The sequence below is a fragment of the Kitasatospora sp. NPDC048662 genome, from assembly GCF_055587065.1.
Genome location: NZ_JBVJHA010000003.1, coordinates 462765 through 486952 on the forward strand (window position 1 = coordinate 462765; position 24188 = coordinate 486952).

Below are 24188 nucleotides of genomic sequence, written 5' to 3' on the forward strand. Positions count from 1 at the left end.
CTTCCCACAGAGAAGAGTCGCCATATGGACCGCCGAATTTTCGGGCTCGAGAACGAGTACGGCGTCACCTGCACCTTCCGCGGCCAGCGCCGCCTGTCGCCGGACGAAGTCGCCCGCTACCTCTTCCGCCGTGTCGTCTCCTGGGGCCGCAGCAGCAACGTCTTCCTGAAGAACGGCGCCCGCCTCTACCTCGACGTCGGTTCCCACCCCGAGTACGCGACCCCCGAGTGCGACGACGTGGTCGAGCTGGTCACCCACGACAAGTCCGGCGAGCGGATCCTCGAAGGGCTGCTGGTGGACGCCGAGCGGCGGCTGCACGAGGAAGGCATCGCCGGCGACGTCTACCTGTTCAAGAACAACACCGACTCCGCCGGGAACTCCTACGGCTGCCACGAGAACTACCTGGTCGCCCGGCACGGCGAGTTCTCCCGGCTGGCGGACGTGCTGATCCCGTTCCTGGTGACCCGCCAGCTGATCTGCGGCGCCGGCAAGGTCCTGCAGACCCCGCGCGGCGCCGTCTACTGCGTCAGCCAGCGCGCCGAGCACATCTGGGAAGGCGTCAGCTCCGCCACCACCCGCTCCCGCCCGATCATCAACACCCGCGACGAGCCGCACGCCGACGCCGAGCGCTACCGCCGCCTGCACGTCATCGTCGGCGACTCCAACATGTCGGAGACCACCACACTGCTCAAGGTCGGCGCCACCGACCTGGTGCTGCGGCTGATCGAGGCCGGCGTGGTGATGCGGGACCTGACGCTGGAGAACCCGATCCGGGCGATCCGCGAGGTCAGCCACGATTTGACGGGCACCCACCAGGTCCGGCTCGCCAACGGCCGGGAGGCCAGCGCCCTGGAGATCCAGGAGGAGTACTACACCAAAGCGCTGGAGTTCGCCGACCGCAAGGGCCTCAACGAGGGCACCGTGGCCCGCGTCCTGGACCTGTGGGGCCGCACCCTGGACGCGGTGCGCAGCGAGGACCTCGGCAAGGTCGGCACCGAGATCGACTGGATCATGAAGTACCAGCTGATCGAGAAGTACCGCGCCAAGCACCAGATGACCATGTCCAACCCGCGGGTCGCCCAGATCGACCTCGCCTACCACGACATCCACCGCCGCCGCGGCCTGTTCTACCTGCTGCAGAAGAACGGCCAGGCGCAGCGCGTCACCACCGACCTCAAGACCTTCCAGGGCAAGTCGGTGCCCCCGCAGACCACCCGGGCCCGGCTGCGCGGCGACTTCATCCGGCGCGCCCAGGAGCAGCGCCGCGACTTCACCGTCGACTGGGTGCACCTGAAGCTGAACGACCAGGCGCAGCGCACCGTGCTGTGCAAGGACCCGTTCCGGTCGGTGGACGAGCGGGTGGAGAAGCTGATCGCCGGAATGTGACGTTGACGGTCCGTCGGGGGCGCGCCCGAGTGCCTCCGACGGACCGGACGAATCGGGCCATACGCTGGCTTCATGCGTCGAATCGCCTGCCTGCTCTCCGTTCCCCTCGCCGCCGTGCTGCTGACCGCGTGCGGCAGTGACTCCGGCAAGACCTCGGGGGCGACGCCCTCCGCGGCCGCCTCCCCGGTGGAGGTGCCGAGCCCGGTGGCGTCCGCCTCGCCGATGCCCACGATCAGCGGGGAGTTCGGTTCGAAGGCGACGATCACGCTGCCCGCCGGCCAGCCGAGCGGGCAGTTCGTGGTGAGCACCGAGACCGAGGGCACCGGGGCGACCGTCAACAAGAACGACTGGGTGACCGTCAACTACACCGCCAAGGACTGGACCAGCGGCAAGGATCTGACCAGCTCCTACGACTCCGGCGGCAAGCCGCAGCTGTACCAGGCGGGCAGCGGGCAGCTGGTGCCGGCGTTCGACGTCAGTGTGGAGGGCAAGAAGGTCGGCAGCCGGCTGGTGGTGGTGGCCCCGCCGGCCGCCGGGTTCGGCACCCAGGGATCGACGGCGCTCGGCGTCGGCAAGGACGACACCGTGGTGTTCGTGCTGGACATCATGCAGTCGGTGCCGCAGGACGCCACCGTCTCCGGGCAGGTCACCGAGCCGCCCGCGAACGCGCCGCAGGTCAAGGACAACGGCAAGGCCGCGCCCACCATCACCATCCCGGCCGGTGAGCAGCCGCCCGCCGATCTGCAGCAGTACGTGCTGATCAAGGGCACCGGCCCGGAGGTGAAGTCCGGTCAGACCCTGGTGGTCCAGTACACCGGCGTGACCTGGGCCGACGGCAAGCAGTTCGACTCCTCGTGGAGCCACGGCGGGGCGCAGGCGCTGCAGGTCGGCACCGGCAGCCTGATCAAGGGCTGGGACCAGGGCCTGGTCGGCAAGACCGTCGGCAGCCGGGTGATGCTGGTCGTCCCGCCGTCGCTGGGCTACGGCGACAAGGCCAGCGGCGCGATCCCGGCGAACTCCACCCTGGTGTTCGTGATCGACATCCTGGAAGCTGTCTGATCACCACCTGACAGCGGGGCCAGGACCGGACTGACCGGCTCTCATTCCGACCTGACATACTGCTGCCCCGCACCAGTGGTACATGCGTCGTCGGGCGAGATGAATTGGGGAGTCATGTCTGAGAAGCCGTCGAGCCCGGGCGAGGCCGACAACACCGGGCAGCGCCGGCCGGGAGACCGCGAATCGATCGTGGTTCCCGCCGAGATGCTGACCCAGGCCGGCTGGGCCCCGCCGTCGCCCTCGGCGCCGGGCGCGGAGGGCAAGGCCGCCGAGGCGCCGCAGGTGTTCGCCTCCACCCAGCGCAAGGCCGACCGGTCCGAGGCGGGCTACGACGAGGACCCGGGCAGCTCCGGCCGCCTCGGCGCGATCCTCGGCACGGTGCTCGCGGTGCTGCTGATCGGCTCCGCGATCACCATGTACCAGGTCAACAAGAGCGACGACAAGCCGGCCGGCAAGTCGGACGCGGCGAAGCCCGCCGCCAGCGACACGCCCAGCCAGGAGCCGGTGCCGCCGATCAAGGACAGCGCCAAGGCGCTCCCCACGGTCACCGGTGACTTCGGCACCAAGGCGACCATCACCGTGCCGGAGGACAAGCCGGACGGCACCTTCGTGGTCAAGGAGCTGTCCGCGGGCACCGGCCCCAAGGTCGAAAAGGGCAACTGGGTGTCCGTCGACTACACCGCGATGGACTGGAACACCGGCAAGGAGATCCCCGGCTCGTACGGCGAGAAGGCCGGCAAGCCGCAGCTGTACCAGGCCGAGGCCGGCAAGCTGATCCCCGCCCTGGACAAGGCCGTCGCCGGGCACAAGGCCGGCAGCCGGGTGCTGGTGGTCGCCCCGCCCGCCGCCGCGTTCGGTTCCCAGGGCAACACCCAGCTCGGCATCGGTGCCACCGACAGCCTGGTCTTCGTGCTCGACATCCGGCAGGCCACCGCGCCCGACGCGGTGCTCACCGGCGAGATGACCCCGCCGCCGGCCGACATGCCGCAGGTCAAGGACAACGGCAAGAAGCCGTTCGACATCACGCCCGTCCCCGGCGCCGCCGACCCGACCGAGCTGAAGTCGCACGTCCTGATCAAGGGCAAGGGCCGCAAGGTCGAGAGCGGCGAGAAGGTCGTCGTCCAGTACACCGGCGCGCTGTACAAGGACGGCAAGAAGTTCGACTCCTCGCTCGACCGCGGCCAGGCGTTCACCTTCGCCACCGGCGCCGGCAGCGTCATCGAGGGCTGGGACAAGGGCGTCGTCGGCCAGACCATCGGCAGCCGCATCGAACTGGTCATCCCCGCCTCGCTGGCCTACAAGGACCAGGCCAGCAACGGCATTCCGGCGAACTCCACGCTGGTGTTCGTGATCGACATCCTGGACGCCGGCGTCGGCGGCGAGGACTGACCGGCCGCCGCTTTTGTCTAGGATGAGCAGCGTTCACGCAACCGAACGAGAAGAGCAACAGTGAGCCTGACCAAGCCGGAGATCGACTTCCCGGGCGGCGACGCCCCGACCGAGCTCCAGATCCGCGACATCGTGGTCGGCGACGGCGCCGAGGCCAAGGCCGGCGCGAACGTCGAGGTCCACTACGTCGGTGTCACCTTCGCCTCCGGCGAGGAGTTCGACGCCTCCTGGAACCGCGGCCAGACCTTCCGCTTCCCGCTCGGCAAGGGCCGCGTCATCAAGGGCTGGGACCAGGGCGTCGAGGGCATGCGCGTCGGTGGCCGCCGCGAGCTGGTCATCCCGCCGCACCTGGCGTACGGCAACCAGTCCCCGAGCCCGCTGATCCCGGCCGGCTCCACCCTGATCTTCGTGGTGGACCTGCTGGGCGTCTGACCTCGGACGCACCACCGAACCCCCGGCCGCGCACGCAGCCGGGGGTTCGGCTTTCGCGGAGCGTGTCCGTACCGGTACGGTCGGCGGGTCACCCCCCGAACGGAGGAAAGGTCAGCGATGGCGATCGCCAAGGCAGAGCGGCTGATGAACCTCGCCCTGTGCCTGATGAACACCCGGCGTCCGCTCTCCAAGAAAGAGCTGCGCGAATCCGTCGAGGCGTACCGGGAAGCCTGGCAGCAGGGCTCCGAGGACGCCTTCAACCGGATGTTCGAGCGCGACAAGGACGACCTGCGCGAACTCGGACTGATCATCGATGTGGACGAGAACGCGCTCGACGGCGAAGTGGGATACCTCGCCCGCCGTGACCGCAACCGCCTCCCCGAGATCGCCCTGGACGCCGAGGAGGCCGCCGCGCTCGCCCTCGCCGCCCGGGTCTGGCAGCAGGCCAAGATGTCCGGCGCGGCCAGCGGTGCCCTGCAGAAGCTGCGGGCCGCCGGCGTCCCGTTCGCCGAGGAGCGCGAGCACGGCGCGCTGGAGCCGCGGATCCCCGGCCGGGAGGCCGCGTTCGAGCCGCTGCTCACCGCCGCCCGCGACCGGCGTCCCGTCACCTTCGACTACCGCAAGGCCGGCGCCGCCGTCGCCGAGCCGCGCTCGGTCGAGCCGTGGGCGCTGGAGTGCTGGCGCGGCCACTGGTACCTGGCAGGCTGGGACCGCGACCGCGGCTCCGCCCGGGTGTTCCGGCTGTCCCGGATCACCGGCAAGGTCCGCTCCCGGGCCGGGGCGTTCACCGGCGAGGTTCCCGAGCACGTCGATGTGCGTGCCGTGGTCGCCCGGTTCGCCGGGGAGGGCGCGACCGCCGTGGCCGTGGTGCGGATCCGGCGGGGCGCGGCCTACCCGCTGCGCCAGCGCGCCCTGGACACCCGGCCGGTGGACGCCGACTGGGACGAGCTGGACATCCCGTACGGCAACGGCCTGGGCGCCGACCTGGCCGAGTACGGCCCCGACGTCATCGTGATCGGCCCCGAGGACCTGCGGGCCGACGTCATCGACCGGCTGCGCGCCGTCGCCGGTCTCGCGGAGGTTCAGGCATGAGTAACGCGATCGACCAGACGCGGCGGATGCTGTCGCTGGTCACCTACCTGCGCGAACGCCCCGGGGCCGAGGTCGCCGAGGTGGCGCGGGCGTTCGGGATCACCGAGCGCGAACTGATCGGCGACCTGAACGTGCTGCCGATGTGCGGGACGTCCTTCCGCGGCGGCGACCTGCTCGACATCGACACCGACGGCGAGCGGATCTGGTGGCACAACGTGGACGACGTCGCCCAGCCGCTGCGGCTGGCCGCCGACGAGGCCACCGCGCTGCTGGTCGCCGCCCGGGCGGTGGCCGGCCTGCCCGGACTGCGTGAGCGCGACCGGCAGGCGCTGACCCGGGCCGTGGCCAAGATCGAGGACGCGGCCGGCGAGAGCGCCGAGTCCGCCGCCCGGATCGGCGTCACCTTCGAGGCCGAGGGCACCGTCTTCGCCGACATCGACCGGGCGCTCAGCGAGGGCCGGCTGATCTGGCTGCGCTACTGGTCGCACGGCCGCGGCGAGCTCACCGAGCGCGAGGTCGACCCGATCCGCCTGGTCACCGAGGGCCACACCTACCTGGAAGGCTGGTGCCGCACCTCCGAGGACCGGCGCACCTTCCGGCTCGACCGGATCGCCGAGATCAAGGTCCTCGAGGAGCCCGCCAACCCGCCCCGGATGCAGCCCCGCGACCTGTCCGCCGGCCTGGTCGCGCCCGGCGCCGACGACCCCGAGGTGGTGGTCGAGGTCGGTCCCGGCGGCCGCTGGGTCGCCGAGTACTACACCCACGACAGCGCCGAGGAACTCCCCGACGGTGGCCTGCGGATCACCCTGCGCTCCGCCGAACCGTCCGGCCTGCGCACCCTCGCCCTGCGGCTCGGCCGGGACGGCCGGATCACCAAGCCGCCGCAGCTCGCCGAACAGGCCCGCACCGCCGCGCTGGCCGCGCTGGAGCACTACCGGGACGGACAGGTCTGAACCACGTGACCGAGGGCACCAGATTCAAGGTGTACTGCTCGCAGTGCCGGGAGAAGGTCGAACTCCCGGCACCCGAGTTCCGGCTGGCGCTCGGGGCGAGCAAGGAACGCACCTTCTACAGCTTCACCTGCCCGGCCTGCGGAGCGTCCGTCCGCAAGATCGCCGGGGAGCGGATCGTCGCCGCGCTCACCGCAGCCGGCGTGCACACCATGCGGCTGCTGCCGGTGGACGGATAGGAAAGGCCGCACGCACATGAACTGGACCCTGGTCGGAGCCGTCCTGCTGTCCACCGCCGGACTGCTGGTGCTCGGCGTGCTCGCCGTGCGGCTCTGGCTGGACGCGCGGGCGCTGACGCGGGAGGTGGACGGGGCGGTGGCCGCCCTGCAGCGGGCCGCGGACCGGGACTGACGGTTCGGGTGGGCCCGGTCACTGATCGTTGGGGACCGGGTTCCCGCCGCGACACCCCGAGCGGCTACCATCGCGCAGGGGGAGCCCTGCCTCCCTGACCTCCCGGACCTCCGGACCTCCCGGACCTCCCGGACAAGGAAGGCGGTGCTCCGATGCGGATTCTGTCACCCGCCTCGCTGCTGATCGTTGCGGTGTTCGCCGTGCTGCTGTTCGGCGGCAAGCGGCTGCCCGACGTGGCGCGGGGGCTCGGGCGGTCGCTGCGGATCCTCAAGAGCGAGGGCAAGGCACTGCGCGGCGAGTTCGCGGCCGGGGCGCAGGGCCCGGCGGCCGGCTCCCCGGCTGCCGCCGCCGAGCCGGAGCGGGTGGTCAAGGCCGCTCCGGGCGCCCCCGGCGCCTCCCGTACCGACCGGGTCGCCTGAGCCGGCCCGCACTTTCCGACCACCACCGACGAGCGCACGATTCGAGGACCGGGTTGAGCAAGACGACCAAAGCGCCCAAGGACCCTGAGGGGCGGATGGCGCTCGCCGACCATCTGCGCGAGCTGCGCAACCGGCTGGTCAAGTCACTGCTGGCGATCATCGTGTTCACGATCGTCGCGGCGTTCTTCCACAGGGACCTGATCGACTTCCTGATCAAGCCGCTGCCGGCGTGCAACCCGGACGGGTCGTTGCCGGGCGGTCTGAAGCACTGCGTGGAGGTCTCCACCATCGGCCTGGCCACGCCGTTCACCATCGCGCTGAAGGTCAGCCTCACGGCCGGTGTGGTGGCCGCCACCCCCGTGTGGCTGTACCAGCTGTGGAGGTTCGTGGCGCCGGGCCTGCACCGGCACGAGAAGCGCTACTCGATGTCGTTCCTGGCGCTCGGCACCCCGCTGTTCCTGGCCGGCGCGGTGCTCGCGTACGTGGTCATGCCGACCACCGCGATGATGCTGATCAGCTTCGTCGCGGACGGCGTCAAGCCGATCGTGCCGGTGGAGACCTACCTCGACCTGATCACCCGCATGGTGCTGGTCTTCGGTCTGGGCTTCGAACTGCCGCTGTTCCTGGTGATGCTGAACGTGGTCGGGGTGCTCTCCGGCAAGCGGCTGATGGGCTGGTGGCGGGGCTTCGTGATGGGCATCACGGTGTTCGCGGCCTTCGCCACCCCGTCCGCCGAACCGCTGTCGATGCTGGCGCTGGCCGCGCCGATCTGGCTGCTGTACTTCATGGCGGCCGGGTTCGCGCTGCTCAACGACAAGCGCAGGCTGGCCCGCAACCCCGACGCGCTGCTGGACGACGAGGAGGCCTCCGTGGTCGACCTGACCGTGGAGGGCGTCGCGGACGCGGAGGCGGTGGGTGCCGCCGAGCCGGTGCAGGCCTCGGCGCCGGTGCCGGCCGCGCGCCACGACCAGATCGACGACATCACCTGACGCGCGAGCGCTGAGCGCGGGCGGCCCCGGACCTGACGGTTCGGGGCCGTTCGGCGTTCTGGGGGAGCGGGGGTCCGCATGGGATTCGCTGCGCGCCTCAGCGGGTGGGCGAGCGGGTTCGGGCTGGTGGGGGGCTTGTCGGTGATTCTGAACATGTGACATATTACTGACGTGCTGAAGCGAAACCCCTACGACGTTGTGGTGGTCGGCGCCGGTGTGGTCGGTGCCGCGTGTGCCTACTACGCGGCCCGGGCCGGGCTGCGGGTCGCCGTGGTCGACCGCGGGCCGGTGGCCGGCGGCACCACGGGCGCCGGTGAGGGCAACCTGCTGGTCTCCGACAAGGAGCCCGGGCCCGAACTCGACCTCGCGCTGCTCTCCTCAGGTCTGTGGCGAGAGCTCGCGGAGGAGTTCGGCGACCGGGTCGAGTACGAGCCCAAGGGCGGCCTGGTGGTCGCCTCCGCGCCCGCCGGGCTGGATGCCCTGCACCGCTTCGCCGAGGAGCAGCGGGCGGTCCGGGTGGAGGCCGTCCCCGTCGATGCGCAGGCGCTGCGCGAGCTGGAGCCGCACCTCGCCGAGGGTCTGCCCGGCGGTGTGCTGTACCCGCAGGACGCGCAGGTGCAGCCCGCGCTGGCGGCGGCCCACCTGTTGCGGGCCTCCGGTGCCGACCGTTACCTCGGCGAGGCCGTCACCGCGCTGCGGCGTGGCCCGGGTGGCGCGATCGCCGGTGTGGTCACCGAGCGGCGGGAGCTGGCCGCGCCCGCGGTGGTCAACGCGGCCGGTACCTGGGGTGGTGCGGTGGCGGAGCTGGCCGGGGTGCGGTTGCCGGTGCTGCCGCGGCGCGGCTTCGTGCTGGTGACCGAGCCGCTGCCGCGAGTGGTGCGCCGCAAGGTGTATGCCGCCGACTACGTGGCGGACGTCGCCTCCGGGTCGGCGGACCTGCAGTCCTCGGCGGTGGTCGAGGGCACTCCGGCGGGGCCGGTGCTGATCGGTGCCAGCCGGGAGCGGGTCGGGTTCGACCGCACGCTCAGCCCCGAGGTGCTGCGGCGGCTGGCCGCGCAGGCGATGGCGCTGTTCCCGGTGCTGCGGACGGTTGCCGTGCAGCGGGCGTACCGGGGATTTCGGCCGTACCTGCCCGACCACCTGCCGGCGATCGGCGAGGACGCGAGGGTGCCCGGGCTGTACCACGCGTGCGGTCACGAGGGCGCGGGGATCGGGCTGGCGCCGGCGACCGGGCTGCTGATCAGTCGCCAACTGGTGGGTGCCGCGCCCGAGTTCGAGATGGCGCCGTTCCGTCCCGAGCGGTTCGAGGATGCGGGCGCGGATACGGGGGAGCAGTAGTGCCGGCGGTGGGGTTGCGGGTGTTCGGTGTTGGCTGGGAGGTGTGAACGTGGATCCGGTTGATCTGGTGGGTGCTGAGCCCGGGGCGGCGCGGGTGGTGCTGTTCGACGGGCGGGCGGTGACGGCGTTGCCCGGGCAGACCCTGGCGGCAGCCCTGTGGGCGGACGGTGTGATGGCGTGGCGGCGGACGCGGGTGGGCGGACGGCCGCGCGGGGCGTTCTGCGGGATCGGGCAGTGCTTCGACTGTCTGGCGACCGTCAACGGGCGTCCGAATCAGCGGCTGTGTCTGGTGACCGCCGAGGACGGCGACGTGGTGAGCACGCAGGAAGGGCACGGTCGTGGTGAACTCGCGGTCTGAGTACGACCTCGCGGTGATCGGTGCCGGCCCGGCCGGGCTGGCGGCCGCTGATGCGGCTGCCGGGTTCGGGCTGCGGGTGGCGCTGGTGGACGCGGGGGCGCGGCTCGGCGGGCAGTACTACCGGCATCCCGCGCCCGAGCTCGGGGCGGCGCGGCCGGAGAAGCTGCATCACGGGTGGGAGACGTTCGCCGGGCTGCGTGAGCGCTTGGCGGCGGCCCCGTCGGTCGAGCACCTGGCCGGACATCACGTGTGGGCCGTCGAGCGGGGCGGGGACGGGTGGACCCTGCACACGACCCGGGGGCCGGAGGGCGGCGACCGGGACACCGTCCGGGCGCGTTCCCTGCTGCTGGCCACGGGCGCGTACGAGCGTCAACTGCCGTTCCCCGGTTGGACCTTGCCCGGTGTGGTGACCGCCGGTGGGGCGCAGGCGATGCTGAAGTCGGGGCTGGTGCTGCCGGGGCGGCGGGTCGTGGTGGCGGGCAGTGGGCCGCTGCTGCTGGCGGCCGCGTCCTCGCTGGCGGCGGCCGGGGCGCGGATTCCCGCGATCGTGGAGGCGACGGCCTACCTCGGCTATGCGCGGGGGCTGCCCGTGCTGGCGGGCAACCCGGCCAAGCTCGTGGAGGGCGCCGACCACGCGGCCCGGTTGCTGCGGCACGGGGTGCGGCTGCGCCGTCGGGCCGCCGTGGTCGAGGCGCACGGTACCGACCGGGTCACCGGTGTCACCGTGGCCCGGCTGGACGCCCGCTGGCGGCCGGTGCCCGGCACCGAGCGGCGGATCGCGTGCGATGCGCTGGCGGTCGGGCACGGCCTGGTGCCGCAGATCGAGCTGGCCGTCGAACTCGGCGCGGACACCGTCACCACCGCCGACCACACCGCCGCGCTGCGGGTGGACGCCCAGCAGCGCACCAGCGTGCCCGGGCTGTGGGCGGCGGGGGAGACCTGCGGCGTCGGCGGCGCGGACCTGGCGCTCGCCGAGGGGGTGCTCGCCGCCCACTCGGTGGCCGGAAAGCCCGCTCCCGCACGGGAGTTGAGGATTCGTCGGCGGCGGCGGGAGTTTGCCGCGCTGATGGCCGCCGCGCACGCGCCCGGGCCGGACTGGACGGGCTGGGTGACCGACGACACCGACGTCTGCCGGTGCGAGGAAGTACCGGCGCGGGCCGTCCGGGAGGCCGTCACCGAACTCGGCGCCGCCGATGCGCGGACCGTCAAACTGCTCACCCGGGCCGGCATGGGCTGGTGCCAGGGCCGGATGTGCGGGACCGCCGTGGCCTGCCTGTCCGGCGGGCCGCTCGGGCGGCCCGACAGCCGGCCGCTGTCCTGTCCCGTTCCGCTGGCCCAGCTGGCGCAGCAGGACGGGACGTCGGAACTGTCGGAGTAGAGCTCCGGCGGGGGTCTTGCGCCCTCGTCGAGGATTTGTAAAATGTCACACATCATATCGAGGGAGATCCCCGTGACTCGCACCGCCCACGACCCCGCCCGCCCCTGGCGCGGCATCATGGTCGCCACCACCCTGCCGTTCCACGAGGACGGCAGCGTGGACTACGACGCCTACGCCGACCACGTCCGCTGGCTGATCGACAACGGCTGCGACGGCGTCGTCCCCAACGGCTCGCTCGGCGAGTACCAGACCCTCACCCCCGAAGAGCGCGCCAAGGTCGTCACCACCGCCGTCGAAGCCGCCGGGGACGGCTCCCGCGTGATGCCCGGCGTCGCCGCCTACGGCAGCGCCGAGTCCCGCCGCTGGGCCGAGCAGGCCGCCGAGGCCGGCGCCGGCTCCGTGCTGCTGCTCCCGCCGAACGCCTACCGCGCCGACCACGACGCCGTGCGCGCCCACTACGCCGAGGTCGCCGCCGCCGGCGTGCCGATCGTCGCCTACAACAACCCGATCGACACCAAGGTCGACCTCGTCCCCGCGCTGCTCGCCGACCTGCACTCGGCCGGGCACATCGTCGCCGTCAAGGAGTTCTCCGGCGACGTCCGCCGCGCCTACGAGATCGCCGAACTCGCCCCCGGCCTCGACCTGCTGATCGGCGCCGACGACGTCCTGCTGGAACTCGCCATCGCCGGCGCGGTCGGCTGGATCGCCGGCTACCCCAACGCGCTGCCCGCCACCAGCGCCGAGCTGTACCACGCCGCCGTCGCCGGCGACCTGGCCACCGCGCTGCCGCTCTACAAGTCGCTGCACTCGCTGCTGCGCTGGGACTCCAAGACCGAGTTCGTCCAGGCGATCAAGCTCTCGATGGACATCGCCGGCCGCACCGGCGGACCCACCCGCGCCCCGCGCCTGCCGCTGCGCCCCGAGATCGAGGCCGCCGTGCGCGCCGCGACCGAGAAGGTGCTCGCCGAGGGCCACAAGTAGGCCAGCTCCAGCAGGAGATGAAGCACCGGTCCGGATCGGCGACTGCCCGGTCCGGACCGGACCACCACCCGTCAGGAGGGAACCCCGCGATGCGGACCCGTCACGTCTTCCACGCCGTCGACTCGCACACCGAGGGCATGCCCACCCGGGTGATCACCGGCGGCTTCGGCACCATCCCCGGCGCCACCATGGCCGAGCGGCGCGCCCACTTCCAGCAGCACCTGGACCACTTCCGCACCCTGCTGATGTACGAGCCGCGCGGCCACGCCGCGATGAGCGGCGCGATCCTGCAGCCGCCCACCCGGCCGGACGCCGACTTCGGGGTGCTGTACATCGAGGTGTCCGGCCTGCTGCCGATGTGCGGACACGGAACCATCGGTGTCGCCACCGTGCTGGTCGAGACCGGCATGGTTCCGGTGGTCGAGCCCGTCACCACGGTCCGGCTCGACACCCCCGCCGGTCTGGTGGTCGCCGAGGTCCGGGTCGAGGGCGGCGCGGCCGTGGGCGTCACCATCCGGAACGTGGCCTCGTACTCGGTGGCGCTCGACCGCAAGCTCGACGTGCCCGGGTACGGCACGGTGACGTACGACCTGGCGTACGGCGGCAACTACTACGCGATCCTGCCGCTGGAGCAGTTCGGGCTGCCGTTCGAACGGGAGCGCAAGGACGAGATCCTGGCCGCCGGGCTCGCCATGATGGACGCCATCAACGCCTCCCCCGAGCACCGCCCCGTGCACCCCGAGGACCCGAACATCCACAGCTGCCACCACGTCCAGCTGCTCGCCCCCGGCTCCGACGCCGTCCACTCCCGGCACGCGATGGCCATCCACCCCGGCTGGTTCGACCGCTCCCCGTGCGGGACGGGCACCTCCGCGCGGATGGCGCAGCTGCACGCGCGCGGCGAGCTGGCGATCGGGGCGGACTTCCGCAACGACTCTTTTCTGGGTACCACGTTCGTGGGTCGTCTGGTGGAGGAGACCACGGTGGCCGGCCTGCCCGCCGTGGTGCCGACCGTCACCGGCCGCGCCTGGGTGACCGGGACGGCGCAGTACTTCCTCGACCCGACGGATCCGTTCCCGGCCGGGTTCCTGCTGTAGACGTTTTTGGCTTGAGTGAAAGGTATGTGCCTGTGAGCACCATCGACTCGTACAACCCTGCCGACCCCGGTGATCTGGTTGTCTCGGTAACTGCGGTAGGGGCGGAGGGAGTTGAGGCGTCCATCGCGCGGGCGCGGGCCGCCCAGCGGGAGTGGTGGGCGCTCGGTGCGGCCGGGCGCTCGGCAGCGCTCGGGAAGGCCGCGGCGGCGGTGGAGGCGGCCGCCGACGAGCTGGTCGCGCTGACGGTGCGCGAGGTCGGCAAGCCGGTCGCGGAGGCGCGCGGCGAGGTGGCGCGGACGGTCGCGATCTGGCGCTACTACGCGCAGGCGCCGTTCGCCGCGTCCGGCGAGGTGCACGAACCGGCCGCCGGGCAGGGCCTGCTGCTGACGCGGCGCCGGCCGTACGGCGTCGCGGGCCTGGTGACGCCGTGGAACTTCCCGCTGGCGATCCCGACCTGGAAGGCCGCGCCCGCGCTGGCCGTCGGCAACACTGTGGTGCTCAAGCCCGCCCCCGAGGCGACCGCCTGCGCGCTGCGCCTCGCCGAGCTGGCCGGCCTGCCGGACGGCGTGCTGACGGTCGTCCCCGGCGGCGGCGAGGAGGGCGCGGCGCTGGTCGCCGGGACGGACGTGGTGTCGTTCACCGGTTCGACCGCCGTCGGGCGGCAGGTGGTTGCGGCGGCGGCCGGCCGGGGCGTTCCCGTGCAGGCGGAGATGGGCGGGCTGAACGCCGCGCTGGTGCTTCCGGATGCCGACTTCGGGCAGGCGGCCGCGCAGATCGCGTCCGCGATCGCCGGGTACGCGGGGCAGAAGTGCACCGCGACCAGCCGGGTGATCGCTGTCGGTGACGCGTACGAGCCGTTCGCGGAGGCGCTCTCGAAGGCGCTGGCGCAGGTTACCGCCGCTGACCCGGCGATGGCGTCCGCGGTGTGCGGGCCGGTGATCAACCGGCAGGCGCTGGAGCGGCTCACCGACGCGATCGACGGTGCGCGGGCCGATGGTGCGAAGGTGCTGGCCGGCGGGGCCCGGGCGGAGCGGGACGGGTGGTACCTGGAGCCGACGCTGCTGGCGGACGTGCCGGCCGAACACCCGCTGGCGAGTGAGGAGTTCTTCGGGCCGGTGGCGGTGCTGCTGGCCGCCGCCGATCTGGACGAGGCGATCGCGCTGGCCAACGGGACCCGGCACAGCCTGTCGACGTCCGTCCACTCGCGGAGCCTGGACGTTGCGCTGGCCGCGGCGGATCGGCTCGACGCGGGCATGATCCGGATCAACGCGCCGTCGAGCGGGGTGGACTTCCACCTTCCGTTCGGCGGGGCGAAGGCGGCGTCGTACGGGTCGCGGGAGCAGGGGCGGGCGGCGCTGGACTTCTACACCGCCTCGCGGACGGTGAGTGTGCTGCCGGCCGGGGAGTAGCAAGGCGGCGGCGTTCGGCTGGCGCGCGAGGGGCCTCCGGCGGGTGGGCGATGCGGGCGCCGGGTGGCCCACGGGCGGGCGGCGGACGGGCGTCCGGGCCGGGGCGGCGTGGTGCGGTTGGACGCCGGCGTTGGTTGTGGCGGCCGGCGGGCGGGTGTCCGTGCCGGGCAGTCGGTGCGGCCGGTGGTGGGTGGGCGGGTGGCTCTGTGCGGGAGCCGCGCGCCCCCCGCCGGGCGCCGGGTTGCCGGGGTGCCTGCGGCGGCTGCGCGCCCCGCCCGGTCCGCCGCCGTGAGGGGGCTGGTGTGGCGTCCGCTTGGGCGTTTGTTGTTTTGTCCGTTGTCAGCGTGCTTTTTGTCGTGGAGTACTGATGAACATCACCACCACCGACTATCACACCGCCGGTGAACCGTTCCGGATCGTCACCGGTGGGCTGCCGCCGGTGCCCGGGGACAGTGTCGCCGAGCGGCGGGCGATTGCCATTGGGGCAGGGGGCACGGCGACGTCGCCGAGGCGGGGGGCGTTGGACGATGTGCGCCGGTTGCTGACGCGGGAGCCGCGGGGCCACGCGGGGATGTACGGCGGGTTCGTGGTTCCGGCGGACGACGGGGAGGCGCACTTCGGGGTGCTTTTCTGGCACAAGGACGGGTATTCGACGGCGTGCGGGCACGGGACGATGGCGCTCGGCGCGTGGGCGGTGGACACCGGTCGGGTGGCGGCGCCGGACGACGGGACGGCGCTGGTGCGGATCGATGTGCCGTCGGGCCGGGTGAGTGCGACGGTGCACCGGCGCGGTGGGCGGACCACTGCTGTGACGTTCCGCAATGTGCCGACCCGGGTGCTGGCGCGGAAGGCCGAGTTGAATGTCTTCGGTGGGACGGTGACGGTCGATCTGGCGCATTCCGGTGCGGTGTACGCCTCGCTGCCGGCTGCCGCGTTCGGGCTGTCCGTCGTCCCTGAGCGGCTGGCCGAACTGACCGCTGCCGGGCGGGAGGTCAGGGCCGCGCTGGAGGGGCATCCGGCGCTGGCGGAGGACCGGGACGGCGTCTACGGCGTCATCCTGTACGACGAGCTGCCCGACACGCCGTCGGGACCGCATCAGCGGAACGTCACGGTGTTCGCGGACGGCCAGATCGACCGCTCGCCCTGCGGGTCCGGTACCTCCGCGCGGCTGGCGCTGCTCGCCGACGAAGGGGCGCTGCGGCCGGAGCAGACGCTGCGGCACGACTCGATCATCGGCACGGTGTTCACCGGCCGGGTCCGCGGGCAGGGGCCGGACGGCGTGGTCACCGAGGTGACGGGTGCGGCGCACCGTACCGGTGAGCACCGGTTCGTGCTGGACAGTGACGACACTCTCGGCGCGGGGTTCCTGCTGTGAGGCCGACGCTGGAGTTGACGCTCGATCACCGGGCGGCCGTCGAGGCGCTGGAGCGCACGCTGCTGGACGGGCTGGACGTCGAGGGCTGCCCGCAGCGGTCCGCGGTGCCGGTGCCGGCCGGGGAGTTGCTGTTGATGCCCGCCGCCACCCGTGCGTACGCCGGGGTGAAGGTCGCCGGGGTGGCGCCCGCGAACCCGGCGGCCGGGCTGCCGCGGATCACCGGCAGTTACCTGCTGCTGGACGGGCCGACCCTGCAACCGCTGGCCCTGCTGGACGGTGCGGCCCTCACCTCGTTGCGCACGCCCGCCGTCACGGCGCTCGCGCTGCGCGCGCTGGCCGGGCCGGACGTCGCGCACCTGGTGGTGTTCGGTGCGGGCCCGCAGGCGTTCGGGCATGTGGCGGCGTTGCGTGCGGTGCTGCCGTTGGAGCGGGTGACGGTGGTGGCCCGCCGGCCCGATGCGGCGGCTCAACTGGTGCGGTACGCCGCCGAGTTGGGACTGGACGCGGCGGCCGGCGGTCCGGAGGCGGTGGCGAAGGCGGACGTGGTGGTGTGCTGCACCACGGCGCGGACCCCACTGTTCGACGGGCGGCTGGTGCCGGACGGGGCGGCGGTCGCGGCGGTCGGTTCGCACGAGCCGGACGCGCGCGAGGTGGATGCCCAACTGGTGGGCCGCGCCGATCTGTTCGTGGAGGCGCGGGCGGTGGCCCGGCGGGAGGCGGGGGACCTGCTGATGGCCCAGGCGGCGGAGGAAAGGCTGGTCAATCTGTCGGAACTGCTGGCCGGGGCGGCAGTTGTCCGCCATGATCGGCCGAGGTTCTTCAAGAGCGTCGGCATGGCCTGGCAGGATCTGGCGGTGGCGGCGGCCCAGTACGAGCTCACGGGGTCAGGTGAAAGCGGATCAAAGCGTTCACTGTGAGCAACGTGACATTGTACAATGGGGCTCTGCTGACCCCGGAGGAACCGCCATGTCCGACCTGAAGCCCCGCAACCTCATCTCCGTCCAGGAGCGGCTGCGCGACCAGGTCGCCCACGCCCTGCGTGCCGCCCTGATCTCCGGTGAACTGCGCCCCGGCGTGGTCTACTCCGCGCCCGCGCTGGCCACCGACTTCGGGGTCTCCGCCACCCCCGTCCGGGAGGCGATGCTCGACCTGGCCCGCGAGGGCCTGGTCGAGGCCGTCCGCAACAAGGGCTTCCGGGTCACCGAACTCAGCGAGCGCGACCTCGACGAGTTCACCGAGATCCGCGCACTGATCGAAGTCCCGACGGTGGGCCAGGTCGCCCGCACCGCCACCGCCGAGCAGTTGGAGGCGCTGCGCCCGCAGGCCGCGGCGATCGTCGCGGCCGCTCGCAAGCACGACCTGATCGGCTACCTGGAGGCCGACCGCAAGTTCCACCTCGACCTGCTGGCCCTCGCGGGCAACGCCCGCCTGGTGGAGACCGTCGGCGACCTGCGCAAGCGCTCGCGCCTGTACGGCCTCAACCGGCTCGACCAGGGCGGCGAACTGGTCACCTCCGCCGAGGAACACCTGGAACTGCTGGACGTGCTGCTCACCGGCGACGCCAAGGCCGCCGAGGAGTGCATGACCCGGCACCTCGGCCACATCCGCCACCTGTGGGCGGCCGGGGACCAGGCCGGCGGCTGAACGGCTGTTGGCGGCTGAACGGCTGTCGGCGGCGGGAGCCCCTGCGGCTGACGGCTGTCAGGTGCGGGGCGTACGGTTGACCGGCCGCCAGGTGCGGAGCGTGCGGCTGGCCAGCCGTCGGCCGCAGGGCATGCGACTGGCCGGCCTTCAGGTGCGGGGCGTGCGGCTGCGCGAGGAGTGGCCGAGCTCCGCGCCCAGCCCGAAGTAGTGCCGGAAGTTGTACACCAGCGGGCTCCACGCGGCCGGCTCCACGTAGTCGGTGCCCGGCACGGTGATCGACTCGGCCGCGTGCACCCGCAGCACCCGTACCTCAGCCACCAGGAACTCCCCCGTGGTGTCCGCTCGCAGGTCCGCCACCTCGGCCTCCAACTGGAGCGGGCACTCGGCGACCCGGGGCGGCGCCACCAGCTCGGCCGGCTGCGCGGTCAGCCCCGCGTGGGCGAACTTGTCGCGGACGAAGTGCGCCGCGTCCGCCCGCCCGGTGGTGTCGCCGAGCGACTCCACCTGCCGCCACAGCCCCGGGCCGGGGACGTTGACCACCAGTTCGGGGCGGGCGGCGAGGTTGCGGGAGGTCTGGCCGTCCGGGCCGAGGCCCAGGACCACGGTGCGGTCCAGCGCCCAGGCGGAGGAGATCGGCGCCAGGTTGACCGCGCCGTTGGCGTCGACCGTGCTCAGCAGCACCACCGGCGTGCCGAAGTACAGGATGTGCGGTTCCACCACGCGGTGCACCAGCGGCAGGTGGTTCGGTTCGTTCACGGGGTGCGCCAGTGGCGGGTGGTTCGGTTCGTTCACGCGGTGTGCCAGTGGCGGGTGGTTCGGTTCGTTCACGCGGTGTGCCAGTGGCGGGTGGTTCGGTTCGTTGTGCATGCCGCCGACCGTAGGCCCGGCACCCTTCGGCCACCGCCGAAGCGTCCGCGCGGCACCATGGACGGGTGGACTCCCTGCTCAGCGCCCGCCGGCTCGCCGACACCGCGGCCCTGCTCGCCGACCCGACCAGGGCCGCGATCTGCCTCGCCCTGCTGGACGGGCGGGCCTGGACGGCCGGCGAACTCGCCCGGCACGCGAAGGTCGCCGCCCCCACCGCCACCGGCCACCTCAACCGGCTGGTCGCCGCCGGGCTGCTCGCCGAGGAACGCCAGGGCCGCCACCGCCACCTGCGGCTCGCCGGGCCCACCGCCGCCGAACTCGTCGAAGTACTCGCCCAGTTCACCGGCGGACCGCCGCCCGCCGCGACCTCGCTGCGCGCCGCCCGCCGGGACGCCGAACTCGCCCGCGCCCGCACCTGCTACGACCACCTGGCCGGGGCGCTCGGCGTCACCGTCACCGAGGCGATGACCACCCGTGGCCTGCTGGACGACCGGCACGGCCTCGCCCTCACACCCGCCGGCACCGACTGGCTCGCCGCGGCGGCCATCACCGTCGCCCCCGCCCGCCGCACCGCCGTCCGCGCCTGCCTCGACTTCACCGAACGCCGCCCGCACCTGGCCGGCGCCGTCGGCGCCGCGCTGTGCGCGCACGCGCTGACGGCGGGCTGGGTGGAGCGGCGGCCCGACAGCCGGGCGGTGCGGGTGACGGCGGCGGGGGAGCGGGCGCTGGACGACCTGCTCGGCGTGCGGTGGTGAGCCGCGGCCTCAGCGGGTCGTCAGGCGGCCGTCCTGCATCTCCAGGACCCGGTCGGTGCGGCTCAGCAGGTCGCGGTCGTGGGTGACCATGACGGTGGCCGTGTTGTGGGTGCGGGTGACCTCGGCGAGGAGGTCGACGACCTGGGCGCCGCGTTCGTGGTCGAGGGCGGAGGTGGGCTCGTCGACCAGGAGAACGGAGGGGTCGCCGAACAGGGCACGGGCGATGTTCACCCGCTGGCGCTCGCCGCCGGACAGCTGGTGCGGGCGGCGCTGCTGCTTCGGGCCCGCCAGGCCCACCGACTCCAGCAGGTCCTCGGCGCGCTGCCGGGCCGCGGCCGGGCGGCGGCCGCGGACGGATTCGAGGACCAGGAGCTGCTCCACGGCGGTCAGCGAGGCCAGCAGGTTCGACTGCTGGAAGACGATGCCCAGGCGCTCGCGGCGCAGCGACGTGCGTTCCTTCTCGCTGAGCGCGCCCGCGTCCACGCCGTCGATCAGCACCTGCCCCGTGTCGGGGCGCTGGAGCGTCGCGGCGACTGCCAGCAGGCTGGACTTGCCGCAGCCCGACGGGCCCACGATGGCCGCGAACTCGCCCGGGGCGACGGACAGCTCGACGTTGTTCAGGGCCGTCAGCCGGCTCTCGCCGTCCGGGTAGGTGAGGGTGACGCCGCTCAGCGCGAGGCCGGTGCGGACGGCAGTGGTGGTCATGGCTAGGTCCTTCGGGAAGAGAGGTACGACGGTCATCGGTTGGCGCCCAGCGCGGCGAGCGGGTCCACGGCGGTGATCCGGCGCACTGCGAGAGCCGCGCCCAGCAGGCCGAGCACCACCATCGCGCCGACCGGCACCGCCACCGTGAGCACGCCCACGTCGAACGGCACCGCCGCCGAGGCGATCGCCCCGCCGATCGCGCCGATCGCCCCGCCGAGCAGCGAACCCGCCACCAGTACGGCCGCGGCCTGGGCGAGGGCGTCGCGCACCAGGTAGCCGCTGGAGGCGCCGACGGCCTTGAGCACCGCGATGTCGGGGCGGCGCTGCACCGTCCACACCGTGAAGAACGCGCCGATCACCAGGGCGCTGACCGCGAACAGGAAGCCCTGGATCATCAGCAGGCTGCCCCGCTCCGCCGAGTACCCGTTGATGCCCGCGAGTGCGTCGCTCCGGGAGACCGCCTTCAGGTCGGTGGGCAGGTCCTTCGGGGTGCCGTGCACCGCGATCGCGGTCGGCTGCTTCTGGCCGGAGACCTGCTGCCACGTCGTCGGGGTGGTCCACACGCTCGGCGCGTGCGACAGCGAACGCTCCGCGGTGACCGCGCTGACCGTCAGCCTCTCCGCGCCCAGGGTGACCTGGCTGCCGGGGGACAGGTGGTACTGCTTCGCGACGTCGGAGCCGACGGCGACCTCGCCGTCCTTGGGCGCCGCACCGGACGACACCGGCGGCAGCAGCGCCGCATCGGTGCCCAGCACGCTCACCGAGGCCGCGCCGTCGGGGGCCGTCAGCCGCGTCATCGCCACGCCCAGCGAGTGCGCGTCCCGGGTGCCCGGGGCCGCGGCGACCTTCGCCTGCTGGTCGGCCGTCACCGTGCTGGAGGCGAATGACACCTCCGGCTCCGCGCCGGCCGGCGCGCCGAACACCACGCCGTCCACGGGCAGTTCGGCGATCGTCGAGGACGCCGCCGACGAGAGGCCGCCGGTAAGGCCGTAGAGGAACACCACCAGGGTCGTGATCAGAGTGACCACCGCACCCATCAGGGCGAACCGCCCCTTGGCGAAACGGATGTCACGCAATGCGACGAACACGGGAAACCTTCCGAAAGGACACTGGACGAGACCACTCCACCTTCGCGTTTTTCGCCCGCCCTGCCATCGGCGAGATGGGCGGAGTACGCACCGTCCGAGCGGTGCAGCCGAAAATCCATCGAAAGGTTGATGCCGCGCCGTACCGACCGGCCGCCGGCGCCCCGTACCCTCGGACAGCGTGCCCCGTACCGAACCCTCCCCGTCCACGCCGCGCACCGAGCCGCGCACCGAACCGCACCGCTCACCCGTCGGCCCGACGCCCGCGCTGCGGCTGGCCAACCTCGCCGTGCACGGCCTGTTCTTCACGCTGCTCGTCGTGCTGCTGATCCGCGCCGCCGCCAACGGCGAACTCGGCGTGGCCGGCTGGGCCTGCGCCGGGGCACTCGCCGCCGCGTACGCCGCGGGCGGGTTGATGCGGCAGATTCGCGAGTCCCGCGCCCTCGGCGCCGCCTGGCTGCTCGTGGTCGCCCTGCTGTGGATCGAACTCACCCTTCACCACCCCGAGTTCAGCTACCTCGCGTTCCCGCTGTACTTCGTCTGCCTGCACGTCCTGCCCGTGCGGTTGGCGCTGCCCGCCGTCGCCGCCCTGACCGGCGCCGTGATCGCCGCACAGGCCACCACCCCCGGCGGGCTCACCACCGCCAAGGTGCTCGGCCCGCTCGCCGGCGTCGTCGTCGCCCTGCTCACCGCCTACGGCTACGCCGCCCTCTACCGGGAGAGCCGGGCCCGCCAACAGCTCATCGACGACCTGGTCCGCACCCGCGACGAACTCGCCGCCAGCCAGCGCGAAGCCGGGCGCCTCGCCGAACGTCAGCGCCTGGCCCGGGAGATCCACGACACCCTCGCCCAGGGCCTGTCCGGCATCGTGCTGATGGCCCGCGAGAGCGCCGCCGCATTGCCGCACACACCCTCGGACGCCGCCACGCTGCTGGGCGACATCGAACGGACCGCCTCCGCGAACCTCGCCGAGGCCCGCCGCTTCGTCCACGCCCTCACCCCGCCCGCGCTCGACGACACCACCCTCGCCGACGCGCTGCGCCGCCTCGCCGACGGAGCCGACGCCGCCTTCCACCTCGACGGCGAGCCCTACCCCCTGCCCGTCGAAGCCGAGGTCGCCCTGCTGCGCCTCACCCAGGAAGCCCTCGCCAACGCCGTCCGGCACGCCGCCGCCCAGCACATCGCCGTCACCCTCGGCTACCTCGACGACACCGTCACCCTCGACGTCTACGACGACGGCACCGGCTTCGACCCCGCCACCGCACCCGCCCCCGGCTCCTTCGGCCTGCACGGAATGCACGAACGCATCGCCGCGCTCGGCGGCACACTCACCGTCGAGTCCACGCCCGGGGAAGGCACCGCCGTCGCCGCGACCCTGCCGCTGCGCGCGATCGACCCGCCGGGGGGTCCGGTCGAAGAGCCGCCGGCGGGTGAACCGGCCCCGGGCGAAGCACCGCCGGACCGACCCTGGCCGTCGCCGCCGGGCACCGCGCAGCGCGTGCGACCGGCGGGGACGCGGCTGGTGGGGGTGCGGCGATGATCCGGGTGCTGGTGGTGGACGACCACCCCGTGGTGCGGCGCGGCCTGCGCGCGATGGTCGACGAGCTGCCCGACGTCACGGCCGTCGGCGAGGCTGCGGACGGGGCCGCCGCGCTCGAGCTGCTCGCCGCACTGCCGGCCGGGCAGCGCCCGCACGTCGTCCTGATGGACCTCCAGATGGGAGCGGGCATGCACGGCGTCGAGGCCACCCGCCGGATCACCGCGCTGCCCGACCCGCCCGCCGTCCTCGTCCTCACCACCTACTCCACGGACGCCGACATCCTCGCCGCCGTCGAGGCCGGCGCCACCGGCTACCTGCTCAAGGACGCCCCGCCCGAGGAGCTCGTCGCCGCCATCCACGCCACCGCGCGCGGCGAGACCGTCCTCGCCCCGCCGGTCGCCGCCCGCCTGCTCGGCCGGGTCCGGGCCGGGCGCCCCACGCTCTCCCCGCGTGAGGCCGAGATCCTCCAGCTACTCGCCGAGGGCCTCCCCAACCGGCAGATCTCCAAGCGGCTGTTCATCAGTGAGGCCACCGTCAAGACGCATCTGGTCCACGTCTACGAGAAGCTCGGCGTCGACTCGCGCACCTCGGCCGTCGCGGCGGGGCTGGCGGCCGGGCTGATCCGGCCGGTGGATCGCTGAGCCCCGCGCTTTGGCTTTTTGGACTGAGTATGATTTTGTACCCGGTCTGGATATGCTGAGCGGATGGTCGGACTACGGGAATTCAAGAAGGAACGGACCGGACGCCGGATCGCCGAGCAGGCCCTGCGCCTGTTCGGCGAACGCGGCTTCGAGGACGTGACGATGGGCGAGATCGCCCAGGCGGCCGAGGTGGCGCGGGCGACCCTGTTCGCCTACTTCCCCACCAAGGAGTCGCTGGTCCTCGACGGCGTCGCCGGTGACGACCTGGCCACGATCGTCGCCGACCGCCCCGACGGGCAGAGCGTCCTCGCCGCCCTGCGCGCCCACCACCGCGACCTGGCCGCCGGCCCCGTCGCCGCCGCCGACCTGCCCGCGCTGCTCACCCGCGTCCGGGTGATCCAGGCCAGCCCCACGCTGCGCGCCGCCGCCGACAGCCTGCGCTACCGGCAGCGGCAGGCACTCGCCGACGTCCTGGCCGAGGAGTGCGGCGAGACGGCGGGCGCGCTGATGGCCGCCCAGATCGCTGCCTCGCTGGCCGTCCTGCAGGAACGCCACTTCGCCCGGCTGGTGGCCGGCGCGGGGGCGGAGGAGGCCGGCGCGGGGGCGGAGGAGGTCGGCGCGGGGGCGGAGGAGGCCGGTCGGGTCCTTGTCGCGGACCTTGAACTCGCCTTCGACCTGCTGGAGCGTGGCCTCGGCGGGGCGGAGAGTGGCTGTGGTCGGGTGGAGGGGCAGACGGAAGGCGGCTTCGGCGGGGCGAGCGGGCTGGCGGGGGGTGGTCTCGGCGGGGCGGAGAGCGGCCTCGGCGGGGCGGGCGGGCTGGTGGAGGGTGGTCTCGGCGGGGCGGAGGGGCAGACGGAGAGCGGCTGCGGGCGGGCGGAGGGGTACTGA

At 73.2% G+C, this 24188-nt stretch carries 26 protein-coding genes; 23 read left to right on the forward strand and 3 right to left on the reverse strand.

The window, feature by feature from the left end; all coding sequences use genetic code 11:
* Positions 1-24: 24 nt before the first annotated feature.
* The 19 genes from pafA to ACZ6R9_RS12700 all read left to right on the forward strand — a co-directional run bounded on the left by pafA (position 25) and on the right by ACZ6R9_RS12700 (position 17707).
* A complete protein-coding gene (pafA, locus tag ACZ6R9_RS12610) occupies positions 25-1386 on the forward strand; it encodes a Pup--protein ligase (RefSeq protein WP_380485913.1) in 1362 nt (453 codons plus the stop codon).
* 72 nt (positions 1387-1458) lie between these two features.
* Positions 1459-2445 carry an FKBP-type peptidyl-prolyl cis-trans isomerase gene (locus ACZ6R9_RS12615; RefSeq protein ID WP_380485911.1) on the forward strand — a complete coding sequence of 329 codons (987 nt, stop codon included), beginning with the start codon at positions 1459-1461 and terminating at the stop codon, positions 2443-2445.
* A gap of 114 nt (positions 2446-2559) precedes the next feature.
* On the forward strand, positions 2560-3834 hold the full coding sequence (locus ACZ6R9_RS12620; RefSeq protein ID WP_380485909.1) for an FKBP-type peptidyl-prolyl cis-trans isomerase: 1275 nt from the start codon (positions 2560-2562) through the stop codon (positions 3832-3834).
* Positions 3835-3894: 60 nt separating this feature from the next.
* Complete coding sequence (locus ACZ6R9_RS12625; protein WP_189273557.1) at positions 3895-4266, forward strand: FKBP-type peptidyl-prolyl cis-trans isomerase; 372 nt, start codon at positions 3895-3897, stop codon at positions 4264-4266.
* A 117-nt stretch (positions 4267-4383) separates the two neighbouring features.
* Complete coding sequence (locus ACZ6R9_RS12630; protein ID WP_380485907.1) at positions 4384-5358, forward strand: helix-turn-helix transcriptional regulator; 975 nt, start codon at positions 4384-4386, stop codon at positions 5356-5358.
* Positions 5355-6311: a helix-turn-helix transcriptional regulator gene (locus tag ACZ6R9_RS12635; RefSeq protein ID WP_380485906.1), complete on the forward strand. Its 957-nt coding sequence runs from the start codon at positions 5355-5357 to the stop codon at positions 6309-6311. The genes ACZ6R9_RS12630 and ACZ6R9_RS12635 overlap by 4 nt, the downstream gene beginning before the upstream one ends.
* Before the next feature lie 5 nt (positions 6312-6316).
* Complete coding sequence (locus ACZ6R9_RS12640) at positions 6317-6547, forward strand: CpXC domain-containing protein (RefSeq protein WP_380485904.1); 231 nt, start codon at positions 6317-6319, stop codon at positions 6545-6547.
* Between the two features lie 16 nt (positions 6548-6563).
* Complete coding sequence (locus ACZ6R9_RS12645) at positions 6564-6719, forward strand: hypothetical protein (RefSeq protein WP_380485902.1); 156 nt, start codon at positions 6564-6566, stop codon at positions 6717-6719.
* A gap of 152 nt (positions 6720-6871) precedes the next feature.
* Positions 6872-7138 carry a Sec-independent protein translocase subunit TatA gene (gene tatA / locus ACZ6R9_RS12650; RefSeq protein WP_465538160.1) on the forward strand — a complete coding sequence of 89 codons (267 nt, stop codon included), beginning with the start codon at positions 6872-6874 and terminating at the stop codon, positions 7136-7138.
* Between the two features lie 95 nt (positions 7139-7233).
* Positions 7234-8127, forward strand: a complete 894-nt coding sequence (tatC, locus tag ACZ6R9_RS12655; protein ID WP_380485923.1) for a twin-arginine translocase subunit TatC — start codon at positions 7234-7236, stop codon at positions 8125-8127.
* Between the two features lie 171 nt (positions 8128-8298).
* Positions 8299-9465: an NAD(P)/FAD-dependent oxidoreductase gene (locus tag ACZ6R9_RS12660; protein ID WP_380485898.1), complete on the forward strand. Its 1167-nt coding sequence runs from the start codon at positions 8299-8301 to the stop codon at positions 9463-9465.
* Positions 9466-9532: 67 nt separating this feature from the next.
* Positions 9533-9823 carry a (2Fe-2S)-binding protein gene (locus ACZ6R9_RS12665; RefSeq protein ID WP_465538161.1) on the forward strand — a complete coding sequence of 97 codons (291 nt, stop codon included), beginning with the start codon at positions 9533-9535 and terminating at the stop codon, positions 9821-9823.
* Entirely contained in the window at positions 9804-11201 is a 1398-nt protein-coding gene (locus ACZ6R9_RS12670; protein ID WP_465538162.1) for an FAD-dependent oxidoreductase, read from the forward strand. The genes ACZ6R9_RS12665 and ACZ6R9_RS12670 overlap by 20 nt, the downstream gene beginning before the upstream one ends.
* Before the next feature lie 42 nt (positions 11202-11243).
* Positions 11244-12182 carry a dihydrodipicolinate synthase family protein gene (locus ACZ6R9_RS12675; RefSeq protein WP_465538163.1) on the forward strand — a complete coding sequence of 313 codons (939 nt, stop codon included), beginning with the start codon at positions 11244-11246 and terminating at the stop codon, positions 12180-12182.
* 89 nt (positions 12183-12271) lie between these two features.
* Positions 12272-13279 carry a proline racemase family protein gene (locus ACZ6R9_RS12680; RefSeq protein WP_465538164.1) on the forward strand — a complete coding sequence of 336 codons (1008 nt, stop codon included), beginning with the start codon at positions 12272-12274 and terminating at the stop codon, positions 13277-13279.
* Between the two features lie 32 nt (positions 13280-13311).
* Positions 13312-14688, forward strand: coding sequence for an aldehyde dehydrogenase family protein (locus tag ACZ6R9_RS12685; RefSeq protein ID WP_465538165.1), 1377 nt, complete (start codon positions 13312-13314; stop codon positions 14686-14688).
* Positions 14689-15055: 367 nt separating this feature from the next.
* Complete coding sequence (locus tag ACZ6R9_RS12690; RefSeq protein ID WP_380485888.1) at positions 15056-16063, forward strand: proline racemase family protein; 1008 nt, start codon at positions 15056-15058, stop codon at positions 16061-16063.
* Positions 16060-16980: an ornithine cyclodeaminase family protein gene (locus tag ACZ6R9_RS12695; protein WP_465538166.1), complete on the forward strand. Its 921-nt coding sequence runs from the start codon at positions 16060-16062 to the stop codon at positions 16978-16980. Before ACZ6R9_RS12690 ends, ACZ6R9_RS12695 begins: the two co-directional genes overlap by 4 nt.
* Before the next feature lie 49 nt (positions 16981-17029).
* Complete coding sequence (locus ACZ6R9_RS12700; RefSeq protein ID WP_380485884.1) at positions 17030-17707, forward strand: GntR family transcriptional regulator; 678 nt, start codon at positions 17030-17032, stop codon at positions 17705-17707.
* Between the two features lie 147 nt (positions 17708-17854).
* Here the strand turns inward: ACZ6R9_RS12700 and ACZ6R9_RS12705 are convergent, their stop codons facing one another.
* Positions 17855-18463: a flavin reductase family protein gene (locus ACZ6R9_RS12705; RefSeq protein WP_465538167.1), complete on the reverse strand. Its 609-nt coding sequence runs from the start codon at positions 18461-18463 to the stop codon at positions 17855-17857.
* Between the two features lie 176 nt (positions 18464-18639).
* On the opposite strand from ACZ6R9_RS12705, the gene ACZ6R9_RS12710 reads away from it, so the two are divergent.
* Positions 18640-19329: an ArsR/SmtB family transcription factor gene (locus ACZ6R9_RS12710; protein ID WP_465538168.1), complete on the forward strand. Its 690-nt coding sequence runs from the start codon at positions 18640-18642 to the stop codon at positions 19327-19329.
* A 9-nt stretch (positions 19330-19338) separates the two neighbouring features.
* On the opposite strand, the gene ACZ6R9_RS12715 is transcribed toward ACZ6R9_RS12710, so the two are convergent.
* Positions 19339-20034, reverse strand: a complete 696-nt coding sequence (locus ACZ6R9_RS12715; RefSeq protein WP_465538169.1) for an ABC transporter ATP-binding protein — start codon at positions 20032-20034, stop codon at positions 19339-19341.
* Between the two features lie 32 nt (positions 20035-20066).
* The gene (locus ACZ6R9_RS12720; RefSeq protein WP_380485877.1) at positions 20067-21122 is read right to left on the reverse strand and encodes an ABC transporter permease; all 1056 of its coding nucleotides are present in this window, start codon (positions 21120-21122) and stop codon (positions 20067-20069) included.
* 178 nt (positions 21123-21300) lie between these two features.
* On the opposite strand from ACZ6R9_RS12720, the gene ACZ6R9_RS12725 reads away from it, so the two are divergent.
* From ACZ6R9_RS12725 to ACZ6R9_RS12735, 3 genes are all read left to right on the forward strand, one after another.
* Positions 21301-22659: a sensor histidine kinase gene (locus ACZ6R9_RS12725; protein WP_465538170.1), complete on the forward strand. Its 1359-nt coding sequence runs from the start codon at positions 21301-21303 to the stop codon at positions 22657-22659.
* Positions 22656-23300 (forward strand): response regulator, encoded by a 645-nt coding sequence (locus ACZ6R9_RS12730; protein WP_465538171.1) that lies wholly within the window; start codon positions 22656-22658, stop codon positions 23298-23300. Before ACZ6R9_RS12725 ends, ACZ6R9_RS12730 begins: the two co-directional genes overlap by 4 nt.
* Positions 23301-23363: 63 nt before the next feature.
* A complete protein-coding gene (locus ACZ6R9_RS12735; RefSeq protein WP_465538172.1) occupies positions 23364-24188 on the forward strand; it encodes a TetR family transcriptional regulator in 825 nt (274 codons plus the stop codon).